General features: G+C 42.2%; 19 protein-coding genes and 1 pseudogene. 16 read left to right on the top strand and 4 right to left on the bottom strand.

Going from position 1 to position 19,436, the window contains the following annotated elements; genetic code table 11:
• Positions 1 to 240 precede the first annotated feature (240 nt).
• The 12 genes and pseudogenes from ACUUHJ_RS21010 to ACUUHJ_RS20955 all read left to right on the top strand — a co-directional run bounded on the left by ACUUHJ_RS21010 (position 241) and on the right by ACUUHJ_RS20955 (position 9,996).
• Positions 241 to 651 carry a DUF1877 family protein gene (locus ACUUHJ_RS21010; RefSeq protein ID WP_289673757.1) on the top strand — a complete coding sequence of 137 codons (411 nt, stop codon included), beginning with the start codon at positions 241 to 243 and terminating at the stop codon, positions 649 to 651.
• Between the two features lie 72 nt (positions 652 to 723).
• Positions 724 to 1,059, top strand: a complete 336-nt coding sequence (locus tag ACUUHJ_RS21005) for a hypothetical protein (RefSeq protein WP_289673756.1) — start codon at positions 724 to 726, stop codon at positions 1,057 to 1,059.
• Positions 1,060 to 1,212: 153 nt separating this feature from the next.
• The gene (gene istA / locus ACUUHJ_RS21000; RefSeq protein WP_472298428.1) at positions 1,213 to 2,721 is read left to right on the top strand and encodes an IS21 family transposase; all 1,509 of its coding nucleotides are present in this window, start codon (positions 1,213 to 1,215) and stop codon (positions 2,719 to 2,721) included.
• Positions 2,718 to 3,461, top strand: a complete 744-nt coding sequence (gene istB / locus ACUUHJ_RS20995) for an IS21-like element helper ATPase IstB (protein ID WP_087349016.1) — start codon at positions 2,718 to 2,720, stop codon at positions 3,459 to 3,461. The genes istA and istB overlap by 4 nt, the downstream gene beginning before the upstream one ends.
• A gap of 576 nt (positions 3,462 to 4,037) precedes the next feature.
• Positions 4,038 to 4,433, top strand: a pseudogene (locus tag ACUUHJ_RS20990) (DUF4280 domain-containing protein); the annotation flags it as partial.
• Between the two features lie 876 nt (positions 4,434 to 5,309).
• On the top strand, positions 5,310 to 5,720 hold the full coding sequence (locus tag ACUUHJ_RS20985) for a hypothetical protein (protein ID WP_472299806.1): 411 nt from the start codon (positions 5,310 to 5,312) through the stop codon (positions 5,718 to 5,720).
• Between the two features lie 339 nt (positions 5,721 to 6,059).
• Positions 6,060 to 6,428, top strand: coding sequence for a hypothetical protein (locus tag ACUUHJ_RS20980; protein WP_472299805.1), 369 nt, complete (start codon positions 6,060 to 6,062; stop codon positions 6,426 to 6,428).
• Between the two features lie 102 nt (positions 6,429 to 6,530).
• Positions 6,531 to 6,941, top strand: coding sequence for a hypothetical protein (locus tag ACUUHJ_RS20975; protein WP_472299804.1), 411 nt, complete (start codon positions 6,531 to 6,533; stop codon positions 6,939 to 6,941).
• A 959-nt stretch (positions 6,942 to 7,900) separates the two neighbouring features.
• Positions 7,901 to 8,413 (top strand): DNA polymerase III, encoded by a 513-nt coding sequence (locus ACUUHJ_RS20970; protein WP_472299803.1) that lies wholly within the window; start codon positions 7,901 to 7,903, stop codon positions 8,411 to 8,413.
• 273 nt (positions 8,414 to 8,686) lie between these two features.
• A complete protein-coding gene (locus tag ACUUHJ_RS20965) occupies positions 8,687 to 9,343 on the top strand; it encodes a hypothetical protein (protein WP_064201998.1) in 657 nt (218 codons plus the stop codon).
• Complete coding sequence (locus ACUUHJ_RS20960) at positions 9,336 to 9,872, top strand: accessory gene regulator B family protein (RefSeq protein WP_289673752.1); 537 nt, start codon at positions 9,336 to 9,338, stop codon at positions 9,870 to 9,872. The genes ACUUHJ_RS20965 and ACUUHJ_RS20960 overlap by 8 nt, the downstream gene beginning before the upstream one ends.
• Entirely contained in the window at positions 9,862 to 9,996 is a 135-nt protein-coding gene (locus tag ACUUHJ_RS20955) for a cyclic lactone autoinducer peptide (RefSeq protein ID WP_015892250.1), read from the top strand. Before ACUUHJ_RS20960 ends, ACUUHJ_RS20955 begins: the two co-directional genes overlap by 11 nt.
• A 251-nt stretch (positions 9,997 to 10,247) precedes the next feature.
• On the opposite strand, the gene ACUUHJ_RS20950 is transcribed toward ACUUHJ_RS20955, so the two are convergent.
• From ACUUHJ_RS20950 to loaP, 4 genes are all read right to left on the bottom strand, one after another.
• Positions 10,248 to 10,661, bottom strand: a complete 414-nt coding sequence (locus ACUUHJ_RS20950) for a hypothetical protein (protein ID WP_472299802.1) — start codon at positions 10,659 to 10,661, stop codon at positions 10,248 to 10,250.
• A gap of 160 nt (positions 10,662 to 10,821) precedes the next feature.
• Complete coding sequence (locus ACUUHJ_RS20945) at positions 10,822 to 11,640, bottom strand: lipase family protein (RefSeq protein ID WP_472299801.1); 819 nt, start codon at positions 11,638 to 11,640, stop codon at positions 10,822 to 10,824.
• 38 nt (positions 11,641 to 11,678) lie between these two features.
• Complete coding sequence (locus ACUUHJ_RS20940; protein WP_472299800.1) at positions 11,679 to 12,509, bottom strand: lipase family protein; 831 nt, start codon at positions 12,507 to 12,509, stop codon at positions 11,679 to 11,681.
• Between the two features lie 194 nt (positions 12,510 to 12,703).
• Entirely contained in the window at positions 12,704 to 13,237 is a 534-nt protein-coding gene (gene loaP / locus ACUUHJ_RS20935; RefSeq protein ID WP_289673749.1) for an antiterminator LoaP, read from the bottom strand.
• A 285-nt stretch (positions 13,238 to 13,522) separates the two neighbouring features.
• On the opposite strand from loaP, the gene ACUUHJ_RS20930 reads away from it, so the two are divergent.
• From ACUUHJ_RS20930 to ACUUHJ_RS20915, 4 genes are all read left to right on the top strand, one after another.
• Positions 13,523 to 14,371: a 4'-phosphopantetheinyl transferase family protein gene (locus tag ACUUHJ_RS20930; RefSeq protein WP_289673748.1), complete on the top strand. Its 849-nt coding sequence runs from the start codon at positions 13,523 to 13,525 to the stop codon at positions 14,369 to 14,371.
• Between the two features lie 85 nt (positions 14,372 to 14,456).
• Complete coding sequence (fabD, locus tag ACUUHJ_RS20925; protein WP_472299799.1) at positions 14,457 to 17,759, top strand: ACP S-malonyltransferase; 3,303 nt, start codon at positions 14,457 to 14,459, stop codon at positions 17,757 to 17,759.
• Between the two features lie 38 nt (positions 17,760 to 17,797).
• Positions 17,798 to 18,598, top strand: coding sequence for an alpha/beta hydrolase (locus ACUUHJ_RS20920; protein WP_173605526.1), 801 nt, complete (start codon positions 17,798 to 17,800; stop codon positions 18,596 to 18,598).
• A gap of 7 nt (positions 18,599 to 18,605) precedes the next feature.
• Positions 18,606 to 19,421, top strand: a complete 816-nt coding sequence (locus ACUUHJ_RS20915) for a methyltransferase domain-containing protein (protein WP_289673745.1) — start codon at positions 18,606 to 18,608, stop codon at positions 19,419 to 19,421.
• The last annotated feature ends 15 nt before the right edge of the window (positions 19,422 to 19,436 follow it).

Here is a 19,436-nt window from a genome sequence, read left to right as displayed (position 1 = left end):
CGAAAGGTAATGATTGGGATAAAATAGAAGATTCGGAGAGATACACATGAAAAATCAAATGTGTATGTGTAGACAAAAAGTGGAATTTCATTTTATTAACATGGATACAGACGATGATTAATACCATGGCGATGGAATACTTTACTCAACATTAAAGAGATGACTGCAGAAACGTATGCTGTGACTGTGGACTATGTGGAATCTAGTAGGAACATTTACTATAAAAGAAAAGAAATGTAAGTGTGGGACGGATTGTATTATCTGCTAACAGGGACCTCTCCCTCACAGCCGAATGAGGACAACCCATTAAGCGAGGCCATTGACGGAGTCCGCGTGCTGGATACTGAGGAATTTGTAAGCGTCATTGGCTCTGATGATCTTCCTCGCATTTTAGATGCTCTTCATTCTATGGATAGGGCCGTCTTGCAGCAACAATACAAGCCAGCCGATTTTAGAGCGAAACAGATTTATCCGGATATTTGGTTGGACGATGAAGCTGAGGAACGTTTCGCAGAACTTATAACGGAACTCAACCAGTTAACTTATTTTTATGAACAAAGCCTTGCCCAGGGTTATGGCCTGCTTTCGCGAAACGATTCCCACGAATTTTTAGCTAATCAATTAAAAATTCCTTTACAACCGAATAGTTAGAATTGAAAATACATAACGCATATATTGTGATTTTACTTAATTTACAATAAATCCCACGTGAGGTGTTAGTTAATGAAACGATTCACAACTGTATTACATGCAGCTCTCATAACTTCTGTACTATTTAGCTCGCAGGGAGTTAGCCTGGCACAGGAAAAGAATGGTGAAGCTATGGTACAAGAGCAGGAGATCGAGCTCATCGAAATCGGCATAGCCCAAGTGATTTACTTGGAAACGTACCCAGGCTACTCGTATGCATTAAAAGAGGGAAAGTATGTCTGGCTTGATTATGATAAAGGCACCTTTGAGTATAAATTGGTGGCAGGATTGTCTAGGGGAACGGATTATCTGTATCAATATGACCAGTACGGAGTTTATCTCAAAACCATCAAAGTAATTGTCAAATAAGCAGAGTGTTTCCATCAAAAGCTTTAGCCTGTGAATGCTAATCTAATTATTGACCACTTTGCAGTATAACGCTCAAAAAAAAATTGACCACCTGAGCACCTCTTTCCTATATCTTGAAGTTGCTGAGACTAACAAGATATAGGAGGAAAGGAAATGCTTCAGATGGCTAATTATGAGTTTATCAGGAAACAGCACTTCGTGCTAGGCAAACCGATTCGTCAAATTTCCAGAGAGACAGGATATTCTCGGCAAGTCATACGTAAAGCCTTAACAACAACAGAAATTCCTGTATACAAGCTTTCTAAACCGAAGCCGAAACCAGTCATTGAATCCGTTAAACCAATCATCTTGGAATGGCTGCGTCAAGATGAACATGCTCCTCCAAAGCAGCGACATACTGCCAAACGCATCTATCAAAGACTCGTAGAAGAATATGGCTTCATAGGCGGCGAATCAACCGTTCGTGGCTATGTTAGACAATTACGAGTTTCTCCGCCAAAAGCGTACGTTCCTCTTGAATTCCCACCAGGGAAGTTTGCTCAATTCGACTGGGGAGAGGTGGATATCCTACTGTTTGGAAAGCAAGTTACCGTCCAGGTATTCTGTTTGCGCTGCACGTATAGCCGGAAAATATTTATCCAAACATTCTTTCATCAAAAGCAGGAAGCACTTTTACAAGGTCATGTAAATGCTTTCGAGTTTCTTGGAGCCGTACCTCAAACCATTGTCTACGACAATTTAAAGACAGCTGTGAAAAAAATTCTGGAGGGGAAAAATCGAGAAGAACAGGAACGGTTTACCCAATTACGAGCACACTATTTGTTCGAAAGTTACTTTTGCGAGCCCGCAAAAGGGAATCAAAAAGGACAGGTCGAGAACCTTGTGAAAATGGTCAAACAGCAGTTTTTTACGCCAATGCCCTCCGTATCCTCTTTAGATGAACTAAATCGTTGGCTATTGGAAAAATGCGTGTCTTATGAAAAGACTAAGGTTCCGCGATCAACCATTACAGTGGCGGATGCTTTTATTGAAGATAAGGAGCGTATGTTGCCACTTCCGCCTCAGCCTTTAGATTGCTGTCGAATGGTAACCGTCAAGAGCAATTCGCTCTCCTTGATTACCTTTGAGCAAAACGCGTACTCTGTACCTGTTTCATATGCATCAAAGGAGTTAGTATGCCGAGTTTACGCTGATGATCTTGCGATCTATCATAATGGAGAGCTAATCGCTACCCATAAACGCTGTTTTGAAAAAGGAAAAGAGATTTTCGATTATGACCATTACCTCGATCTCATGTTGATCCGTCCTGGATCTGTTCTTTACGCTCGGCCCTTGCAGAAGGCCAAATTCCCTGATGTTTATCACCAGTTTCTAGATCGGTGCAAACATCGGTCTGGAGGAATGAAAGACTTTATTCGTATTCTCTTATTGCATCGGGAGTTCGAGCCCACCTTAGTGGAGAATACATTGCGCGAATCAGCCCAAAAAGGGATTTTCCAGTACGATGCCGTAAGGCAACTTCTTCTCCAACGAACAATACCAGAGCATCGGGTTCCGTCTCTTGCTTTTGAGACTGACAGCCATGTCCCTGTTATCCGAGTAAAGTCCCCTAATCTTACTCAGTACAATGACTTGTTGCGAAAAAGGAGTGTGGTTCATTGAGTACATCATTTTTACTTGAAGCCTATGCAAAACGTCTACGGTTGCCCGCAATCAAGAAATCCTATAAGGAAATGGCTCATGATGCCATGGAGCGTCAAATCCCTTATGAAGATTTTCTCTTGGCTCTTTTGGAGCAAGAGGTTTTGCAACGAGATGCGAATCAAATTGCATCCCGCACCAAACAAGCAAAGTTCCCTACAATTAAAACCATAGACCAATATGATTTTTCAGTCATGCCAGCTCTAAATAAACCGAAGGTTCTCCAGCTTTCTCGTTGCGAGTACATCGAGAAGGCTGAGAATGTAATCTTTATCGGAAATTCAGGCACCGGGAAAACACATTTATCGATTTCCCTTGGGATGGAGGCTTGCCGTCACGGTTACACTGTTCAATTCTGGACAGCAGCCAAACTGTGTAATGAGCTGATGGAGGCGCAATCAGAGAGGCGCTTGCTTCAATTGGAGAAACAATGGTTAAAAGTCGATCTAGCCATTCTTGATGAGGTAGGCTTTGTTCCTTTAAGTAAAACAGGTGCTGAGCTACTATTTCAATTTTGTGCTGCTCGTTATGAAAAAGGAAGCATGATCCTTACTAGCAATTTGGACTTCGCTAACTGGACTCAAGTGTTCAAAGATGAACAAATGACGGCCGCTTTAGTGGATCGACTTACACACCGAGCTCACATTTTTGCAATGAACGGTGATAGTTACCGATTTAAGCAAAGTCTGAAGCAATCGTGATCATGAAAAAGTTACCCACCCGTCGGGTGGAATAATTTTTGCCATGGTGGTCAATTTTTTGATGAGCACGGTGGTCAACATTTTGATTGACATTCACATTAGCCGACAGCTTTTGTCTGGTGAAGAGAAAATAGGCCGATCACGGTCTATTTTTTATTTTGTTGCTTGAGACGAAAGGAACCGGGATGTTGTCGAGTATCCACTCATAAAAACATTTGTTAAAACCCTTGAGAAATAAGGGTTTTTTTATGCCCTCAACCATCCTCCCTGATTACATAACCCCCAAGAGGTTGCCGCTTGATTCTTTTTGCATTTTTGGCACCACATGGAAATATTCGTTTATTTAAATCCATGTTGCAGGTATATCGAGCTGGGTAGACTTAAAACCGAATAAGGTGGTTTTTTGTACATAAAGGTGTATTTGTAACTTTATACCTATTGCTCGTAATCATTCTACATCCGATACCTCAGAATGTGGGTATTATTTCCTTTTTACATATAGATTGGATATCCAGCATATCGATCACCATGAGTCTTCCATCTGTATTGAATCCTTTACAGAGAGGAGGAGACTGAATGCCCAATATTGAAGGTATCAACATCCAACAATCAAGTGCGGAACGCAAGAGCTACGTGGTTGTGGGAGCTATTTTATCTTGCAGCAGCGGAAGTAAACAGAGTCGGCTAAAAATGCCGTTCAGCCATGGTGTTTTTGTAAAAGGAAAACCGCAAATGAACATCATGGATTTTGTTCCAAATGTAAATATCATGCCCTTTGGAAAGTGCAGCAGCTTACAAAATCCCACAGTCGCTTCAGCCACGGCAGCTAACAACGGTGTACTTACGCCAATGCCATGGATAGATGGGAAAGCGGACAAAATGGTCGGTGGTCATCCTGCATTGCATAATAAATCAACAAATATGTGTTTTTATTGTGGGCAGATCAAGATAGAAGATGACGGGCAGGATTTGGGTGGTGTGACGATAGGAAATCAGTCGACTGCAAATAGCGGGCCGTCAACTGCTGGTTTTGGACAAGGACCAGCTTGCGAGAAGCCGCAGGAGAAGCCCGGCATGTGGGATAGTTTCGTCAAAGGAATCTCGATGCTGGGAGATGTTCCTGCTGCGATGCAAAAAGCGGCAAGTGAACTGCCAGGGGCTTTGGAGAAAGCTGCTAATGATTTGCCAAAAGGTTTGAAGAAGGCAGCAGAGGAATTACCAAAGGGTATTGAAGTGTTTGTGAAGGAAGGCTTTATCGAGCCAATGCAAGAAGACTTGGATACGTTGCGGGATGAGGATATCAATCTCGAAGATGCACTTGCAATCAGTGGGCTTGCCGTACATGCACTGACGTTGGGGAGAAGTAAAAATGTTAAGGATATAGTGAATGCGTTAAAGAAGGGAACGGGTAATGTTAGACCTGTACAGCAAATTAATAATAGATTTCCCGATGATGTTCAAACTGGAAAGGAGTTTTCTTTCAATATCGAAAATGGATATTTGAAAAACACTAATGGTCTTACAGGAGTAGATTTTGTTATAGACATGAATGGAGGACTTCATATTGGGAGAGGGCATTCCTTTTTGGCAAATGGGCAGTCAGTTCAAGCGGCAGGAAAGCTAAAGCTTAATGGTCAAGGACAGGTTCGAAGTATATCTAACCTATCTGGTCACTATACTCCTACAGTTGAGCAAGCAAAATTATTCCCACAAGTTCTTGAGCAAGCAGGGGTGAAGACTAAAAATGCTTGGTTTGATATTTATACTATAGAAACAACTCCTTCGGGTTACGTAAACACAAATGAACTTGTTAAGATTTCTAGCACTAAGTTAAAGTAGGTGATGAACGTGGAAGAAATAAAACAGATGAATAAAGATATTTTTAGAGAAAATTTATTAAAAACGATTGAGGAAATTTCCAAAAAGAAAAGATTGATTTTTAACGATTGCAAATTTGTTATACAGCCTGTGAAAGAAAAAGACAAGCCGCTAAACGGTGCAGATGATATGATGAGGCTAAACATTTTAAGTGAAGAAAACATTGGGAACAAGCGATTAACATTGGATAACACTGTAAATTTACTTTGTGGATTACAACCATTAGTACCAATATGGATAGATGTACTTTTCGTCGAAATGAATGAAAATGCTGCTATTTTTAAGTTACGGTGTAGTCTAAGGTTTAGAAAGCCGTCTTTATTAAGAAATGTAGAAACTGGACATGCTCCGTTCAAGGCTATAATAGAAGAAATTCTCTAAATAACGCTTAGGCTCCTTGTGAGGGCCTACCCAGTGCCGAATGAACCGCTTCACCTTACAATCACTAGATTAACCTTTGTTCTGCCTGAGGAAGTTTTAGAATGTTTGAAAACGGTATACTTAACTATGATTTGAAGGTTGATATATCTGACATTTTTTGCATTTTTTAAAGTCAATCAATAAACGGTCTATACTAAGGCTACGCACGATGAATAAGCCGCTCGGGTAAAGTACCGGGCGGCTCTTTTGTTGAAATAGTAGGTGAAGGACATAGTGCTTAAAAATTCTGGCGTAAGTCAGGGTGTTCCAAGCTAACAGCGGGACGTCTGCTGCTGGTTTTTGGCTTGGACTAGCATGTGGGATGATTTCGTCAAAGGAATCTCGATGCTGGGAGACGTTCCTGCTGCGATGCAAAAAGCGGCAAGTGAGTTGCCAAGCGCTTTGGAGAAAGCAGCAAATGATCTGCCAAAAGGTTTGCAGAAGGCGGCCGAGGATTTACCTAAGGGTGTTGGAGCGTTTGTAAAGGAAGGCTTTATCGAGCCAATACAAGAAGATTTGGATACGTTGCGGGATGACAAAGTTGATCTTGCGGATGGAATTGCAATTGGTGGACTTGCCTTGGGTGTACTTAGTCTGGGGGGAAGTAAAAGAATTAAGGGTTTATTGGATGCAGCAAGGAAAGGGAAGAAGAGAACTGGTGGAGGTTAAAACAATTTAAGGAAGATTAAAGATACTAAAGGTCTACGTAATGATTTACCTTTAACTGAGAGCCAAATCAAGGAACTTACAAATTATGCTGAAAAGTTAGGGATGCCGAAGGAAAACATTAATGTAGCAGGTCCTGATGATACCTCCCCGACAGGGTTATTATTTGATACGATTCTAAACATTAATAATGACGTTCTTCCTTCAAATGCAGCAGGGAAATTGTCTGCGAATAGTAGAATTACTGGAAAAGCTACCATAGCACACGAAGTAGTAGGGCATTATGAAGCGGGTCTAGCTGGGAGGTCCTTCCAAGTCATGGATGAAGAACTTAGGCCTATTATTAGGAATTTTGCGTTGGATGAAGCACAAGCAAGCATACGTGCTGCAAGGTTTGCTCCTGATTTAGCACAAACGGAAAGAATTATGCTTTTACGCGATGGAATATCTAGGCTACGAAACGCAGGAATCAGAATCAGAGATGTAAGGGAATTACTTTTCATTGATCGTCGATAGAAGGGAGAAAATCTTTTGGAGATAATGAGATTAGATAATGTAGTTGATATGCCCGGGCGGGGTTTGGTGCTGATCGTTAGCTTTGTTGAATCGGATACACACGACATTACACAACTAAAAAGAATAGTTGGTTCAAAGATAGTCGTAAGCAGCGTGAATGGAACGGATTTCGAATTTTTGGTTAAAGATATTAGCGTGTCATTTTCGATTTCAAATAGCCCTCTTATAGGAATAAATATTAAAGAACGAGTGAATATCGAGGAAATAAAGAAGGGATCCATAGTATATTTCAATAGGGATTTATCGGACGGTAATCCCCATAGAGTAGAGTGTAGCGATTAGAAATATGGATAGTATCTAGGACAATTTTACGAGGATCATACCGCACAACCAACACCCCTACCCTTGATTGGCTTCAATGGAGAAATATGTGCACTATACTTTTGAAGGGTTTACAAATCTGACAGACCTGACGCTCTTGACGGTTTTTGCAAGTCAATTGATAAACACTCTATATTAAGGCTACGCACGATGAATAAGCCGTTCGGGTAAAGAACCGAGCGGCTCTTTTGTTGGAGTGGTAAGCTGTGAGACAGAGTGATGAAAAAGTTCTTCCGTATGTGTCTAAAGTCGCATAAGGAAAATACTGTGAGTTCTTTAAGCAATAGGGCTTTACCTCCCATTTATACCACTCGACCCAAATAGACCATCTACCCATAATAGGGCTCAATATGGGAAAGCTGTTGATGTACAGAAATTAAGGCAAATCCAAACTGGCCAAATCCTAATAATCCGAATCCAAACCGGATAACCAAGTATTATAAAGAATTTGATGGAAACATCAGTACACCTGATACTCCAACGGGAAGTCACAGAGTTTTTGAACATCTAGATGACCCTACCAGAAGTTCACACTTCCCATATGTGCCAAGAAATAAAGAATGAGTGGGTGAGAGAAAGTGAGTATATTGTTGTATCATGCTTATTTACCTGAAAATCACGCACATTTTGTTTCGAAAGAACAAGTCATGCAAGAAGGAATACAATACTTTACAAAGTCTAATAATCGTTATAGTAACGGTGGTAGAGTAAAAAATGAAAAGACTGAAAGTTTGAGACCTTTTGGTATACCGGATTGGGTTAATTTTAAAGAAGCTATAGGTGTTGATATATCTAATCGTTTTTTTAAAGCGTTTTGTTTTCCTGTGTTTACTGATAAAATTCTCGTATTTGATAGTGAGATATCCATTTCTATCTATGACCAAGCGTTCTACGATGATTTCAAGGATTTTGATGAAGAAGCCTTGAACTTTGACACAGGAGAAAGCCTTGAGCATTGGATTAAGTTGTATTGGGATAGCATGATGACACTTCAAGAATACTTGTTAAGAAGACCTTATCCAAAACCAGAGATATTAGTGTTTGAGTCAATTCCTAAAGAGATTATTCGAGTGTGTGAAGAAAAATCGTAAACTGTGCGTATTTGGTTCGGTAGGGCTACTCAGTGCCGAGTGAGTCCCTTCATCTTACAATCCCTAACATAGGGTGTCCATAATGTCGTACAATCGACAAGGTTATTATCTTGATAATTTGTACCTCAAGCACTTCTTTACTTCAAAACTCATACTTCTAGGCTCAATGACACTCGAACGCACTAAAATGTCAAATCTGGTAAATTAAAGAAGGATTCTGTCGTTTCTAGTAGAATATAACCCTCATATAAGTAATTGAGGTGAAAAAGTTCCATGCTGTTTGTCCTATTTTCAACATTGGAATACCTTGCAATATTTGCTCTTATGACTACGCTATTTCGGTTTGGTTTTTTGGTGCATATCAATCGGATTCTCTTTGTGAGTCTGGTATTAATGCTTTTCTCGTTTGGGCTGCGACAATTTACGCCATATGGAGACTATGCAACCATAGCTCAAGTCGTCATAATCTTTGGGGCATTAATCCTGGTATGGAACGTGAATTGGGGACATGCTGCCTTAATGACCATTATAACAGCTGGAATTTACTTGGGGATTCAGATGATGGAAGTGTTCTTCCTGACCGTCATAGGAACCTTAGAGACAATTGAATCGTTAGAGGATCGAACCATCAACACCGGGTTCATATTCCAGACAATCTCCGCAGTACTCACCTTTGCATTATGCTACGGGCTTCGGAAATGTAGACTGCAATTTACATTCGTCAGAGACGGAGCGCCTTTCTCTCTTTACCACAGAGTCAACATGGTGATTTTATCACTAATCATTGTAACAGGTGTATTGATAACGGTCCTGTTTAAATTAGCAAGTACATATGGAATTGGTTCCCTTGTGTGGATTTTCTTTGGGATGGCAATCGGAATCACAATACTGGCATGGTTGGCTATAAAAAGGGATGGGGAATATGATTGAAACTCTTGCTGAAAGAATAGCCATACAACTAAAGGCGATCAATCCAAATGAAACGAAGTCAGTTCCTACCATGAAATTTGGGCTAATCCTTATCATCAACATGCTGCTCATCATTACGATTAGCCTTACCCTTTCCCTCATGATAGGGACATTTCAAGGAACATTACTCACATTGGCCGGATTTTTAGTACTACGCCAATTTTCAGGAGGATTTCACTATTCATCGTCTGTCTACTGCACCATAACAAGTATTTCGGGAGCGGTATTCATCCCTCTCATTACTCTTCCTACTGATTTTATCACCCCGATTATTATCATCACATTCGTTCTAGTAGCACTTTTTGCTCCGCAAGATATGGAAATGCAATCACGATTATTCAAACAGAATCAGACTTTGCTCCTCAAGATCATCTCAATTCTCATCGTCAGTTTATTATTTTTCATAGAAAGTGAGACACTGGTTAAGACCTTCTTTGTGCAAGCACTGACACTAATTCCACTGAAAGGAGGTGGAAAAGATGAAAAATAAAGCGATGATGTTCGTAGCGAAACATGTTTCAGCAATTGCTTCATTTGTTGCAGTACTGGCAGTATCTACAGCATCCTTCGGTTTCGTGGGAAAACCTGAAATTCCAGAAGAATTAAAGAAATAAGAAGCAAGGAACGACACAGACCATTTCTCACTCGATTTCATATCGACTGGGAAAGCTGGTTGCCTCATTGAGCTTTTGTGAAATCCTACTTTAGTAAGAGATGGTATAGTACTTATAGACTGCTTCTTTCAGAGCGTTACCAATTATCTCAACCCCTTGGTAGACAAGGGGTTTTCTTATTTTTTTGAATCAAAGGGGACTGTCTTATAGACGGAAAATCGACTTTTGAGACAGCCCCTTTCTCTTAACGCTTAATGAAACTTGGAAATAGCGAATTTAGCTGTAAAATTCATTTTTTTCATATAGGAAGAATTCGTTCCAGCTTGAAATTGGACAGAAATATTGCCGTCTTTTTCTGCTTGGAAGACGCGTCCGTACGGTGAATTAGCAGGGTATGTACCAATCACTTGATTATCTGCATCAAAGACGGTATAAGAGATCGGGAATCCTGAATTGTTTACAAAAATCGTAAGTTCTTCTCCCTTTTTCAGCGAAAAAGATTCTTTTTGCGTCACTTCGTATGAACTCAGAGAATAGTATTTCGTAACCTCTTGCATGTCTAAAGCCGTTGTTGCCGCGCTAGCTTTTGAGACTTCCACTCCTGGCAAATATCCACCCGAAAGTACTGCAATTCCTAATGCTCCAGCTAAAATGACTTTTTTCATAATCATAATGCCTCCTTTTTTGCTCATTCAAGAGCGAAAGTAAATATTTGGAAATTATAACCATTATAGTCTTGATGAAAATGATTATCAATAAGTTTTTCAAAGATTACTCTCACGGAGTGATAAACAGGACATAAAAAAAGAGAGTGATTCAATGGAATCAACATCCCCCTAAAAACGGCACACACATCCCCGTATCTGGACAAAACCCCTCATTCTCCACGCACAACCTCTCCGTAAATCCAGGGTCCTCCTGCGCCAGAAACTTAAAATAACAAACAATTTCATGATTCCTTACAGCTAAGCTATTCAACTGAAAATCCAACAAATGCTTTCGATCGACATGCTGGTAGTACAACCCTTTTTTCGTAAACGGAGGAGGGTACACCTTGGAAGGCAAAGTCGGAATAATATCATGAACATTCACGATCCGAACACTGTTCTTTACAGTCTCATTAAACCGCGAAGCAAAGACAGGATCTCCGACACGAGGGCTCCCATACGTATACACAAAAGGTCGCGTAAACTTCGTATTCACGGCAATATCCAAGCCGGCAAGTGCGGCCAAACCTCCCCCTAAACTGTGCCCCGCAACAAATAGTCTTTTCGATCTAGGGAGCTTGCTCAGCTCCTGAATCAATTCATCTCGCGCGGATTGGTAAATGCAAGTAAACCCACGGTGGGTCTTTCCTGCCTTTCTGACAAAAGGATAGGGGACTTGATACAAATCTTGATCTGACTCATTGTCGTTAAACGTGCGTGTTCCCCGAAGAGCAACCACGATATTGTCTGGTGACTCGGCTACAAAACCAAATACCTCGGGCTCCGGCGTCTCGACACCAGCCAATGCTCGAATCGCAGAGCGCTGACAATACCCTTGTGGCAAGACAAGGGAGTCTGTTTCAAAAAGCTGATAGGCCTGATGGATCATGGCCGCAAGTAAAATCGCATCTTCACTGTTATATATACGATCGATCATTCATGTGTCTCCCTTTCTCGGTTTCAAGGCTGTAAAAGCTAGCATTTGCCTTGAAACGGAATACACGTATCGGTATCGGGACAAAACCCCGGGTTTTCCACACATAGTGTTTGCGCGTAATCAGGGTCAAACTGGGTGAGGCTTTGAAAATAGCAGGCGATACTATCGTTGCGAGGCGTATTATTCAGTTGAAACGAGATCGGAAACTTGTTTTTTACATGTTGATAATAGATGCCCTCCTGGGTAAAAGGAGGTGGATATTTTTGGTCGGGGAAGGTAGGAAAAGGGTCGTGAACATTGACAATCCGTAGACTATTTGGAACGACTTTATTGAACCGTGAAGCGAAGGGAGGGTCACCAATACGCGGACTGCCATAGGTATAAACGATGGGGTGTCTAAACTGCGTGTTTACCGCTATATCTAAAGCTGCCAGCACAGCCAGAGCGCCACCGTAGTTGTGTCCAGTGATAATCAGCTTTTTTGATTTGGAAAACTGATTTATTTTTCTAAGTAATCGAGCGCGTGTTGACTGATACAGGCATGTAAATCCACGTGAGGTTTTCCCTGCATCTGTAACAAAAGGATAGGGAATTTGTATGATGTCATAGGCTGCTAAAAGGTCTGCCGGATAGGCTGCGTACCCTCTAAAGGCAATGATGATTTGATCTTTTGATTCTGCTACAAAGCCATACATATGTTCAGTTGGATTCTCTACGTCAGCAGAAGCTCGAATGGTGTATCGCAGTTGAAAACCTTTGGGTAAGATAAGCTCGCCTTCAAAAAATAGTAGATAAGTCTGATAGCTCATGGCTGCAAGGAAAATGGCAGCCTGACTAGTAAACATGTTGTCTTCGTCCGAGAAAACCATGTAGACAAATTCCTTTCCAAACAAGAATAAGGAACAAACACTTTTAAGATCGTGCATCGAACTTTTGTTTGTCCCTCCCAAATGAAAACAGGTCAATCCTATTTGAATGTTACTTACCATGAGCCTATGTTTTTACGATGGAATGCGTGCTTGTATGAAGAAAATAAAAAGGGGCGCGTACGCGACGCTCCCAATTACAAAGGTTTTGAGAGGATTTCAATTCCCACATCAATTGTTTTCTCTACTCCCATGAAGGTTAAAAATATTTTAGCCCTGTTTTTGTGCTTGTCCACTTTTTTGATAATGCCTTCCAGTCCTTTGAGAGGACCAGATTCTACGATCACCTTTGAATTTTCCAGATATACTTTTGAATAATCGACAACCTCACCGTTCCCCATGAGTTGGAGTATCGGGGTGATTTCTTTTTCATCAATGCTTGAATAATACGCACCCTGATCTTGCGAATAGTAACTACCGTTATTGACCAAACGCAAGCTCCTAGGGATTTTTTTGATTTTATGGAACATTTCGTTAGTCATTTCAGTCTGAATAAGTACATATCCAGGAAAAAAATTCTTCAGGACGTTATACACCATGCCTGACTTTTTCTCAGGCACCAATCTCTTCGGCACAATGGATTTTAAAGACTGCTCATTAAAATAGAGTCTGAGGTACTTTTGAACGATTTCTTCTTTACCGGATTCTACAAAGATGGCATACCATTTCAAGATGAGCAATCCTTTCATTATGAAGTGGATTCGTAAGTATCTGGAGTGCTTACTACCTTTCCAAAAATAGGAATGATTGAGTGGATAAATTCACAAAAATTATGGTATTATACTAAATATATCCAATTCCTTAGTGTTATGCAATAAATGCGGTTGTTGTAAGATTCTGTATAAATAGAAAGAGTTAGCTACATCAGCTTCTTATCGAAAGTAAAATCTCTCAGGGAATTTAATCGCTGTTTCGGCACGTTAAAGGAACGAGGGAGGTCATACGGAGAAACGGTAGTGTGTAGAACTATTTACCCACGAACCGGGGAAGCTCTGCCCTTTGGCATAGTCGTAGAACGAGAGAAGGCGGAGATTGGATTGCATGTATTTCCACAGACCTTTACGAATGAATTCGTTATCAAAGGGACAGATAGAGAGTTTCGTGCTAGTTTGTGCATGGGCTACTTTTCTGTTCCCGTAGATTTTTTAAAAATAGTAAAATTCCTGCACCCAAGAGAATTCGAGTACTATTTTCATCTGGAGTATGAACGGAGAGTAAAAAGCTACCTGACAGGAAGATATGTCGCCAAAAGAGCCATTTCGTTTTTGAATGGGGAAGAGAGTTTAGATCGAATATGGATTGAACAGGGCATTTTTCATCATCCTGTCGTAAACCTACCGAATCCAGCGCATCTCCAAGTGAGTATCACCCACTGTGATGATCTTGCAGCTGCCATTGCTTTTTCGGAGGAGCTACCGATGGGGATTGATGTGGAGAGAATTAGCGTTGATAGAAATAAAGTTCTAGAGACGCAAATGACTGTGAAGGAGAGCAGCTTGTTGTCCTGCTTGCCTTATTCCTATGAAACGACGCTCACTCTTTTCTGGACAATCAAGGAAGCGTTATCCAAAGTTTTGAAGACTGGCTTAACAACTTCTTTTCATATCTATGAAATAAGCCAAGTGGAGATAAGGGATGGGGTTGTGTTTAGTCTTTTTGAAAACTTTCCTCAATACCGTACTGCCTCCTACATCCTAGGTGACTATGTGTGTTCGATCACCTATCCGAAAAAAACAGAGTGGAGTACTGCTGTAGTAAAGGATCTACTTCAGGAGATAGAACAATCCATGACAAATCACGGATAAAGCTTCCCCATAAGCGGTCAATTGACCAGGCTGTGGGGAGTTTTCTTTATAAAAACCTTTCATAGAAACAAGGGGTGCATCATACATGGAAAAGCCTGTAGTGTTTATGTTTTCTGGACAAGGGTCGCAGTACTATCAGATGGGGAAAGACCTTTTTGATCAGAATCCAATATTTCGCAAGTGGATGCTTCGGTTAGATGAAAAGGTACATTCCCTGATCGGGGAGTCTGTCCTTGCCCAGTTATACGATGACACAAAGCGACGAGATGATATATTTGATCGCACCCTTTATACGCATCCCGCTATTTTTATGGTGGAATACGCGCTGGCCCAGGTTCTCATGGAAAGCGGAATAAAGCCCGACTATTGTCTGGGGAGCAGTTTGGGGGAGTTTGTGGCGGCGGCAGTGTCTGAAATCATGCCTGTGGAAGAATTGCTGCAACTCGTGGTTGAACAAGCCACCCTTTACGAAGCGTATTGTCAGAAAGGGAGTATGCTTGCGATTCTCCACAATCCCGATTTGTATGATCAAGAGCCATTCTTGCATCGAAATAGTGAGTTGGTAGCGGTGAATTTTCATTCGCATTTTGTCATTGCTGGGAGCAGTCATCAGCTACAACGCATGGAGGATTATGTCAAAGGCAAGGGGATTATTTGTCAACGACTACCTGTATCTTATGCGTTTCACTCCTCTTACATCGATCCGGCTGAACCACATTATCGTGAGGTATTGAAACAGAAATCATTTGGAATTCCCCAGATTCCCTTTGTATCGGGTGTTTATGGTGAAATCATGAAGGAGCTACCTGCTGACTACTTTTGGCAAGTGGTAAGAAAACCAATGCAGCTTCCAAAAGCTGTCCAAGGGCTGGAGAAGCAGCAAAGCTACATCTATTTGGATTTAGGACCAGCAGGCAATTTGAGTAATTTTACAAAGCGAAATTTGCCGCAAGATTCTCAGTCAGAATGCCATTCCATCATCACGCCTTTTAAAAAGGACGGAGAAAATGTAGAGCGCATCAAGCAGCTTTTCTCAAATAAAAGTTTGAAAACCAATAGAAAGGAAGGCAGAAAAATGACCACATATGTTTTCCCAGGGCAGGGCTCTCAAATAAAAGGAATGGGAGGCTCTCTTTTTGATGAGTTTCCAGAAATAACGGCGAAAGCTGATCAGATATTAGGCTATTCCATCAAAGAACTATGTCTCTATGATCCAGACAAGCAATTAGGTAAAACGCAATTTACCCAGCCTGCTCTGTATGTGGTCAATGCGCTTAGCTACCTGAAGAAAGTGAAGGAAACCGGGAAAAAGCCTGACTATGTGGCGGGGCACAGCCTGGGTGAGTACAATGCGCTTTTTGCATCAGGGGTGTTTGATTTTGAGACAGGGCTGCATTTGGTGAAAAAAAGAGGTGAGTTGATGAGTCTGGCCGTCGGTGGAGGGATGGCGGCTGTGATCGGGTTTACTTTGGAGCAAGTGGAACGCGTATTACATGAAAATCATTTGACCAGCATTGATATTGCCAATCACAATTCTCCCTCCCAATTTGTGATTGCAGGTCGGAAAGAAGATATCGAGCGTGCCAACCCTGTTTTTCAGGAAGCGGGCGTAAAAGTATACATACCGCTAAAGGTGAGCGGAGCATTTCATTCCCGTTACATGAGTGATGCGAAGATGAGCTTTGAGGACCATTTGAATCAGTTTGCGTTTTCTGATATGACCATTCCGGTGATTTCCAATGTTCACGCAAGACCCTATAAACAGCGTGATGTGAAACGAAATTTGGTTGAACAAATTACACACCCAGTAAAATGGAATGACACCATTCGATATCTCCTGGCCGTGGGGGAAAACGAAATAGAAGAAGTCGGCCCTGGTACTGTATTGACCAAATTAGTTACTACGATCCGAAATGAAGCAGAGCCGCTGATCATAGAAGTGGAAGAAGAGAAAGAAAGTATGGTGCAAGAGGCAAAGCCGGTTGCGATCACCGTACAGGCTGAAGAGAGAACAAACAGCATGGAGCAGCCAAAAGAAATTACCGCTTTTTCGCTGGGAGATCAACCATTTAAACAGGACTACAATTTGAAATATCCCTATCTAGCAGGAGCGATGTACAAGGGAATTTCCTCGGAAAAGCTGGTCATTAAAATGGGGAAAGCCGGGATGATGGGCTTTTTCGGGAGCGGTGGCTTGCAGCTGGATAGAATCGAGCGAGCCATCCAACAGATTCAACGTGAACTACAGCAAGGCGAGCCGTATGGGATGAATTTGTTGCATCATCCAAGTGATCCGTCCATGGAAGAAAAAACCGTCGAGCTTTATCTGGCTTATCAAGTGAGGGTGATTGAAGCATCTGCGTTTATGGCGATTACCCCTGCGTTGATCATCTATCGGGCCAAGGGATTAAGCCGGGGGATGAACGGGCAAGTGGAGGCGGCAAACAAAATTTTTGCCAAGGTATCACAGCCTGAGGTAGCGGAAGCCTTTTTAAGTCCCGCACCTGAGTACTTGATAGAAAAATTGGTGCAAGAACATAAAATCACGAGGGAAGAAGCGAATCTGTTACGGGAAGTCCCAATGGCGGATGAGTTAACGGTGGAGGCCGATTCAGGTGGAAATACCGATCACGGTGTAGCTTCTGCTCTGATGCCTGCAATGATCAGGCTCCGAGATAACATGATGCACAAGTATGGATACCGTAAGCCGATCAGAATCGGGGCTGCGGGCGGCATTGGAACTCCGGAAGCAGCGGCGGTCGCTTTTATGCTTGGGGCAGATTATATTGTGACAGGTTCAATTAACCAGTGCACAGTGGAGGCGGCGACCAGCGAGTCGGTGAAGGATTCGTTGCAGTTGGCCAATGTTCAAGACACAGAGTATGCTCCTGCAGGTGAAATGTTTGAAATGGGAGCCAAAATTCAAGTGTTGAAAAAAGGCTTATTCTTTCCAGCGAGAGCGAACAAATTGCACGACCTCTATCGTCAATACAACTCACTTGATGAAATCGATGAGAAAACCAAGCAGCAGCTCCAGGAAAAGTATTTTAAACGCAGCTTTGAAGAAGTGTATGAACAGCTGAAAATCACTTGCCCGCCTCAGGAACTGAAAAGAGCGGAACGGACGCCGAAATACAAAATGGCGCTCCTGTTCAAATGGTATTTTAACCGCTGTTTTGACTGGGCCTTGGATGGAGCCGAAAGCTATAAAGTGGATTATCAGATTTACTGCGGACCTGCGTTAGGCTCTTTTAATCAGTGGGTGAAGGGAACGGCTGTTGAAAACTGGAGAGACCGTCATGTTGATCTCATCGGTGAAATGCTGCTCAAGGAGACGGCCAATCTCTTGAATCAGCGTATCCACGCCTTAACAGGTTCGAGTAAGTAAAGAAGGAATGACTCTCAAATAAGAAAGGAACGGCGAAAATGAATTTGGAACTAGAACTAGTAGAATACCATCCGCAGGGCGTTTCTAACGAAGCGCCTCTTCTTTTTGTGCATGGAGCATGTCATGGAGCATGGTGTTGGGAAAAAAACTTCCTTCCTTATTTTGCGGACAAAGGCTTTTCTTCTTATGCGGTGAGCCTTCGTGGACACGGTGAAAGTGATGGTTTTGACAATCTTCATACTTACACACTACAAGATTACACGGATGATGTTCTTGAAGTGATCGGGCGTCTAAAAAACAAGCCAGTGCTGATCGGGCACTCCATGGGCGGAGGCATCGTGCAAAAGATCTTGCACCAGTATCCAGATATCATCTCGGGTACTGTTCTCGTCGCCTCGATTCCTCCGCATGGCGGGATGCGTGACTTATTCCGATTGATGTTCAAAAATTTTAAAGAAGCTATGCAGTTGTTTACATATAACGAAAAAAGAGATGCTTCATTGCTTGCCAATGTCTTTTTTTCCAAGGAGCTACCGATGGAAAAAAAGGACGAGTGGGTGAAGCTCCTGCAGCCTGAATCATTGAAAGCAAGAACCGAGATGAATGGAAAAATTGTTCCCAAAACCATCAGTGCAAAAGCTCCGATGCTGGTCCTCGGCTCTAAGCAGGATCGGATGATTTCTGAGAAAACAACGCGCCGAATTGGCAAAACATACGGAATCGAGCCCGTTCTGTTCCCAAATATTAGTCATGACATGATGCTTGACCCTGAATGGGAAGCTGTTGCTGGCGAGATTTTGGCTTTTTTAAACGAATCGATATCTGAACGGCGGAGGTAGGAAAAACATGGAAGGTTCTTATCAAATCGCAAACATTGCAACGAATGTTGAGGTAGAAATAGAACGCTTGAAATCGCAGGTGGAGTTGTTTTGGGAAAAAGAGCTGAAGCATTACATCGAGTTTGGTCTGACAGACGGGATGTCGGTCATAGAGCTGGGCTCGGGCCCGGGATTCGTGATGGAAAAGGTCATGCAGGCGTTTCCAAATGGCAGAGTGACGGGATTGGAGCTTGATCCTCTTCTCGTTGATTATTCCAGAAACTATTTGACGAAAAAGCAATCGGATCGATTTGAGATCGTCGCGGGTTCGATTATGGAAACGGGCTTACCTAGCGATTCCTATGATTTTGCCATTACGCGCCTCGTATTGGAGCATTTGCCCGACCCAGTCGGTGCGGTTCGTGAAGTGGCGAGGTTGTTAAAGCCAGGTGGCAGAGCCGTATTCATCGACAATGATTTCGAGATGCACATCATGACCACCCCACATGTACCAGAATTGAGAGAGTTGTATGATGCCTACTGTGCTGCACGCTATGCGGAAGGCGGCAACCCGAAAATCGGTCGTGAACTGCCAACAGTGCTCAAGCAAGGCGGACTTGGAAAAATAGATTTCGAAGTCATTTGCGCTCATAGTGAGCTACTCGGGTACGAAATGTTTCTAAAGTCTGAGGGTGTAGGCATTCCTGTGCAGTTGGTGCGTGACGGTTATTTATCGAGCAAGGCGTTGGGCAAGTTATCTGTGGCATGGCGAAACATGCTGAATACGGACGGACATTCTATTCTCAGACAGCTTTACATGGCTGTTGGTGAGAAATCGGTGTAGAGATCGGGGGGAGTC

This window comes from Brevibacillus schisleri (assembly GCF_055685845.1).
This window is presented reverse-complemented; position numbering and strand designations above follow the sequence as displayed.

Coding starts and splice junctions, on each gene's coding strand:
- ACUUHJ_RS21005 (WP_289673756.1), top strand. CDS start 724: ATGAAACGATTCACAACTGTATTACATGCAGCTCTCATAACTTCTGTA.
- istA (WP_472298428.1), top strand. CDS start 1,213: ATGCTTCAGATGGCTAATTATGAGTTTATCAGGAAACAGCACTTCGTG.
- ACUUHJ_RS20975 (WP_472299804.1), top strand. CDS start 6,531: ATGCCGAAGGAAAACATTAATGTAGCAGGTCCTGATGATACCTCCCCG.
- ACUUHJ_RS20965 (WP_064201998.1), top strand. CDS start 8,687: ATGCTGTTTGTCCTATTTTCAACATTGGAATACCTTGCAATATTTGCT.
- ACUUHJ_RS20960 (WP_289673752.1), top strand. CDS start 9,336: ATGATTGAAACTCTTGCTGAAAGAATAGCCATACAACTAAAGGCGATC.
- ACUUHJ_RS20955 (WP_015892250.1), top strand. CDS start 9,862: ATGAAAAATAAAGCGATGATGTTCGTAGCGAAACATGTTTCAGCAATT.
- ACUUHJ_RS20950 (WP_472299802.1), bottom strand. CDS start 10,661: ATGAAAAAAGTCATTTTAGCTGGAGCATTAGGAATTGCAGTACTTTCG.
- ACUUHJ_RS20945 (WP_472299801.1), bottom strand. CDS start 11,640: ATGATCGATCGTATATATAACAGTGAAGATGCGATTTTACTTGCGGCC.
- ACUUHJ_RS20940 (WP_472299800.1), bottom strand. CDS start 12,509: ATGGTTTTCTCGGACGAAGACAACATGTTTACTAGTCAGGCTGCCATT.
- fabD (WP_472299799.1), top strand. CDS start 14,457: ATGGAAAAGCCTGTAGTGTTTATGTTTTCTGGACAAGGGTCGCAGTAC.
- ACUUHJ_RS20920 (WP_173605526.1), top strand. CDS start 17,798: ATGAATTTGGAACTAGAACTAGTAGAATACCATCCGCAGGGCGTTTCT.
- ACUUHJ_RS20915 (WP_289673745.1), top strand. CDS start 18,606: ATGGAAGGTTCTTATCAAATCGCAAACATTGCAACGAATGTTGAGGTA.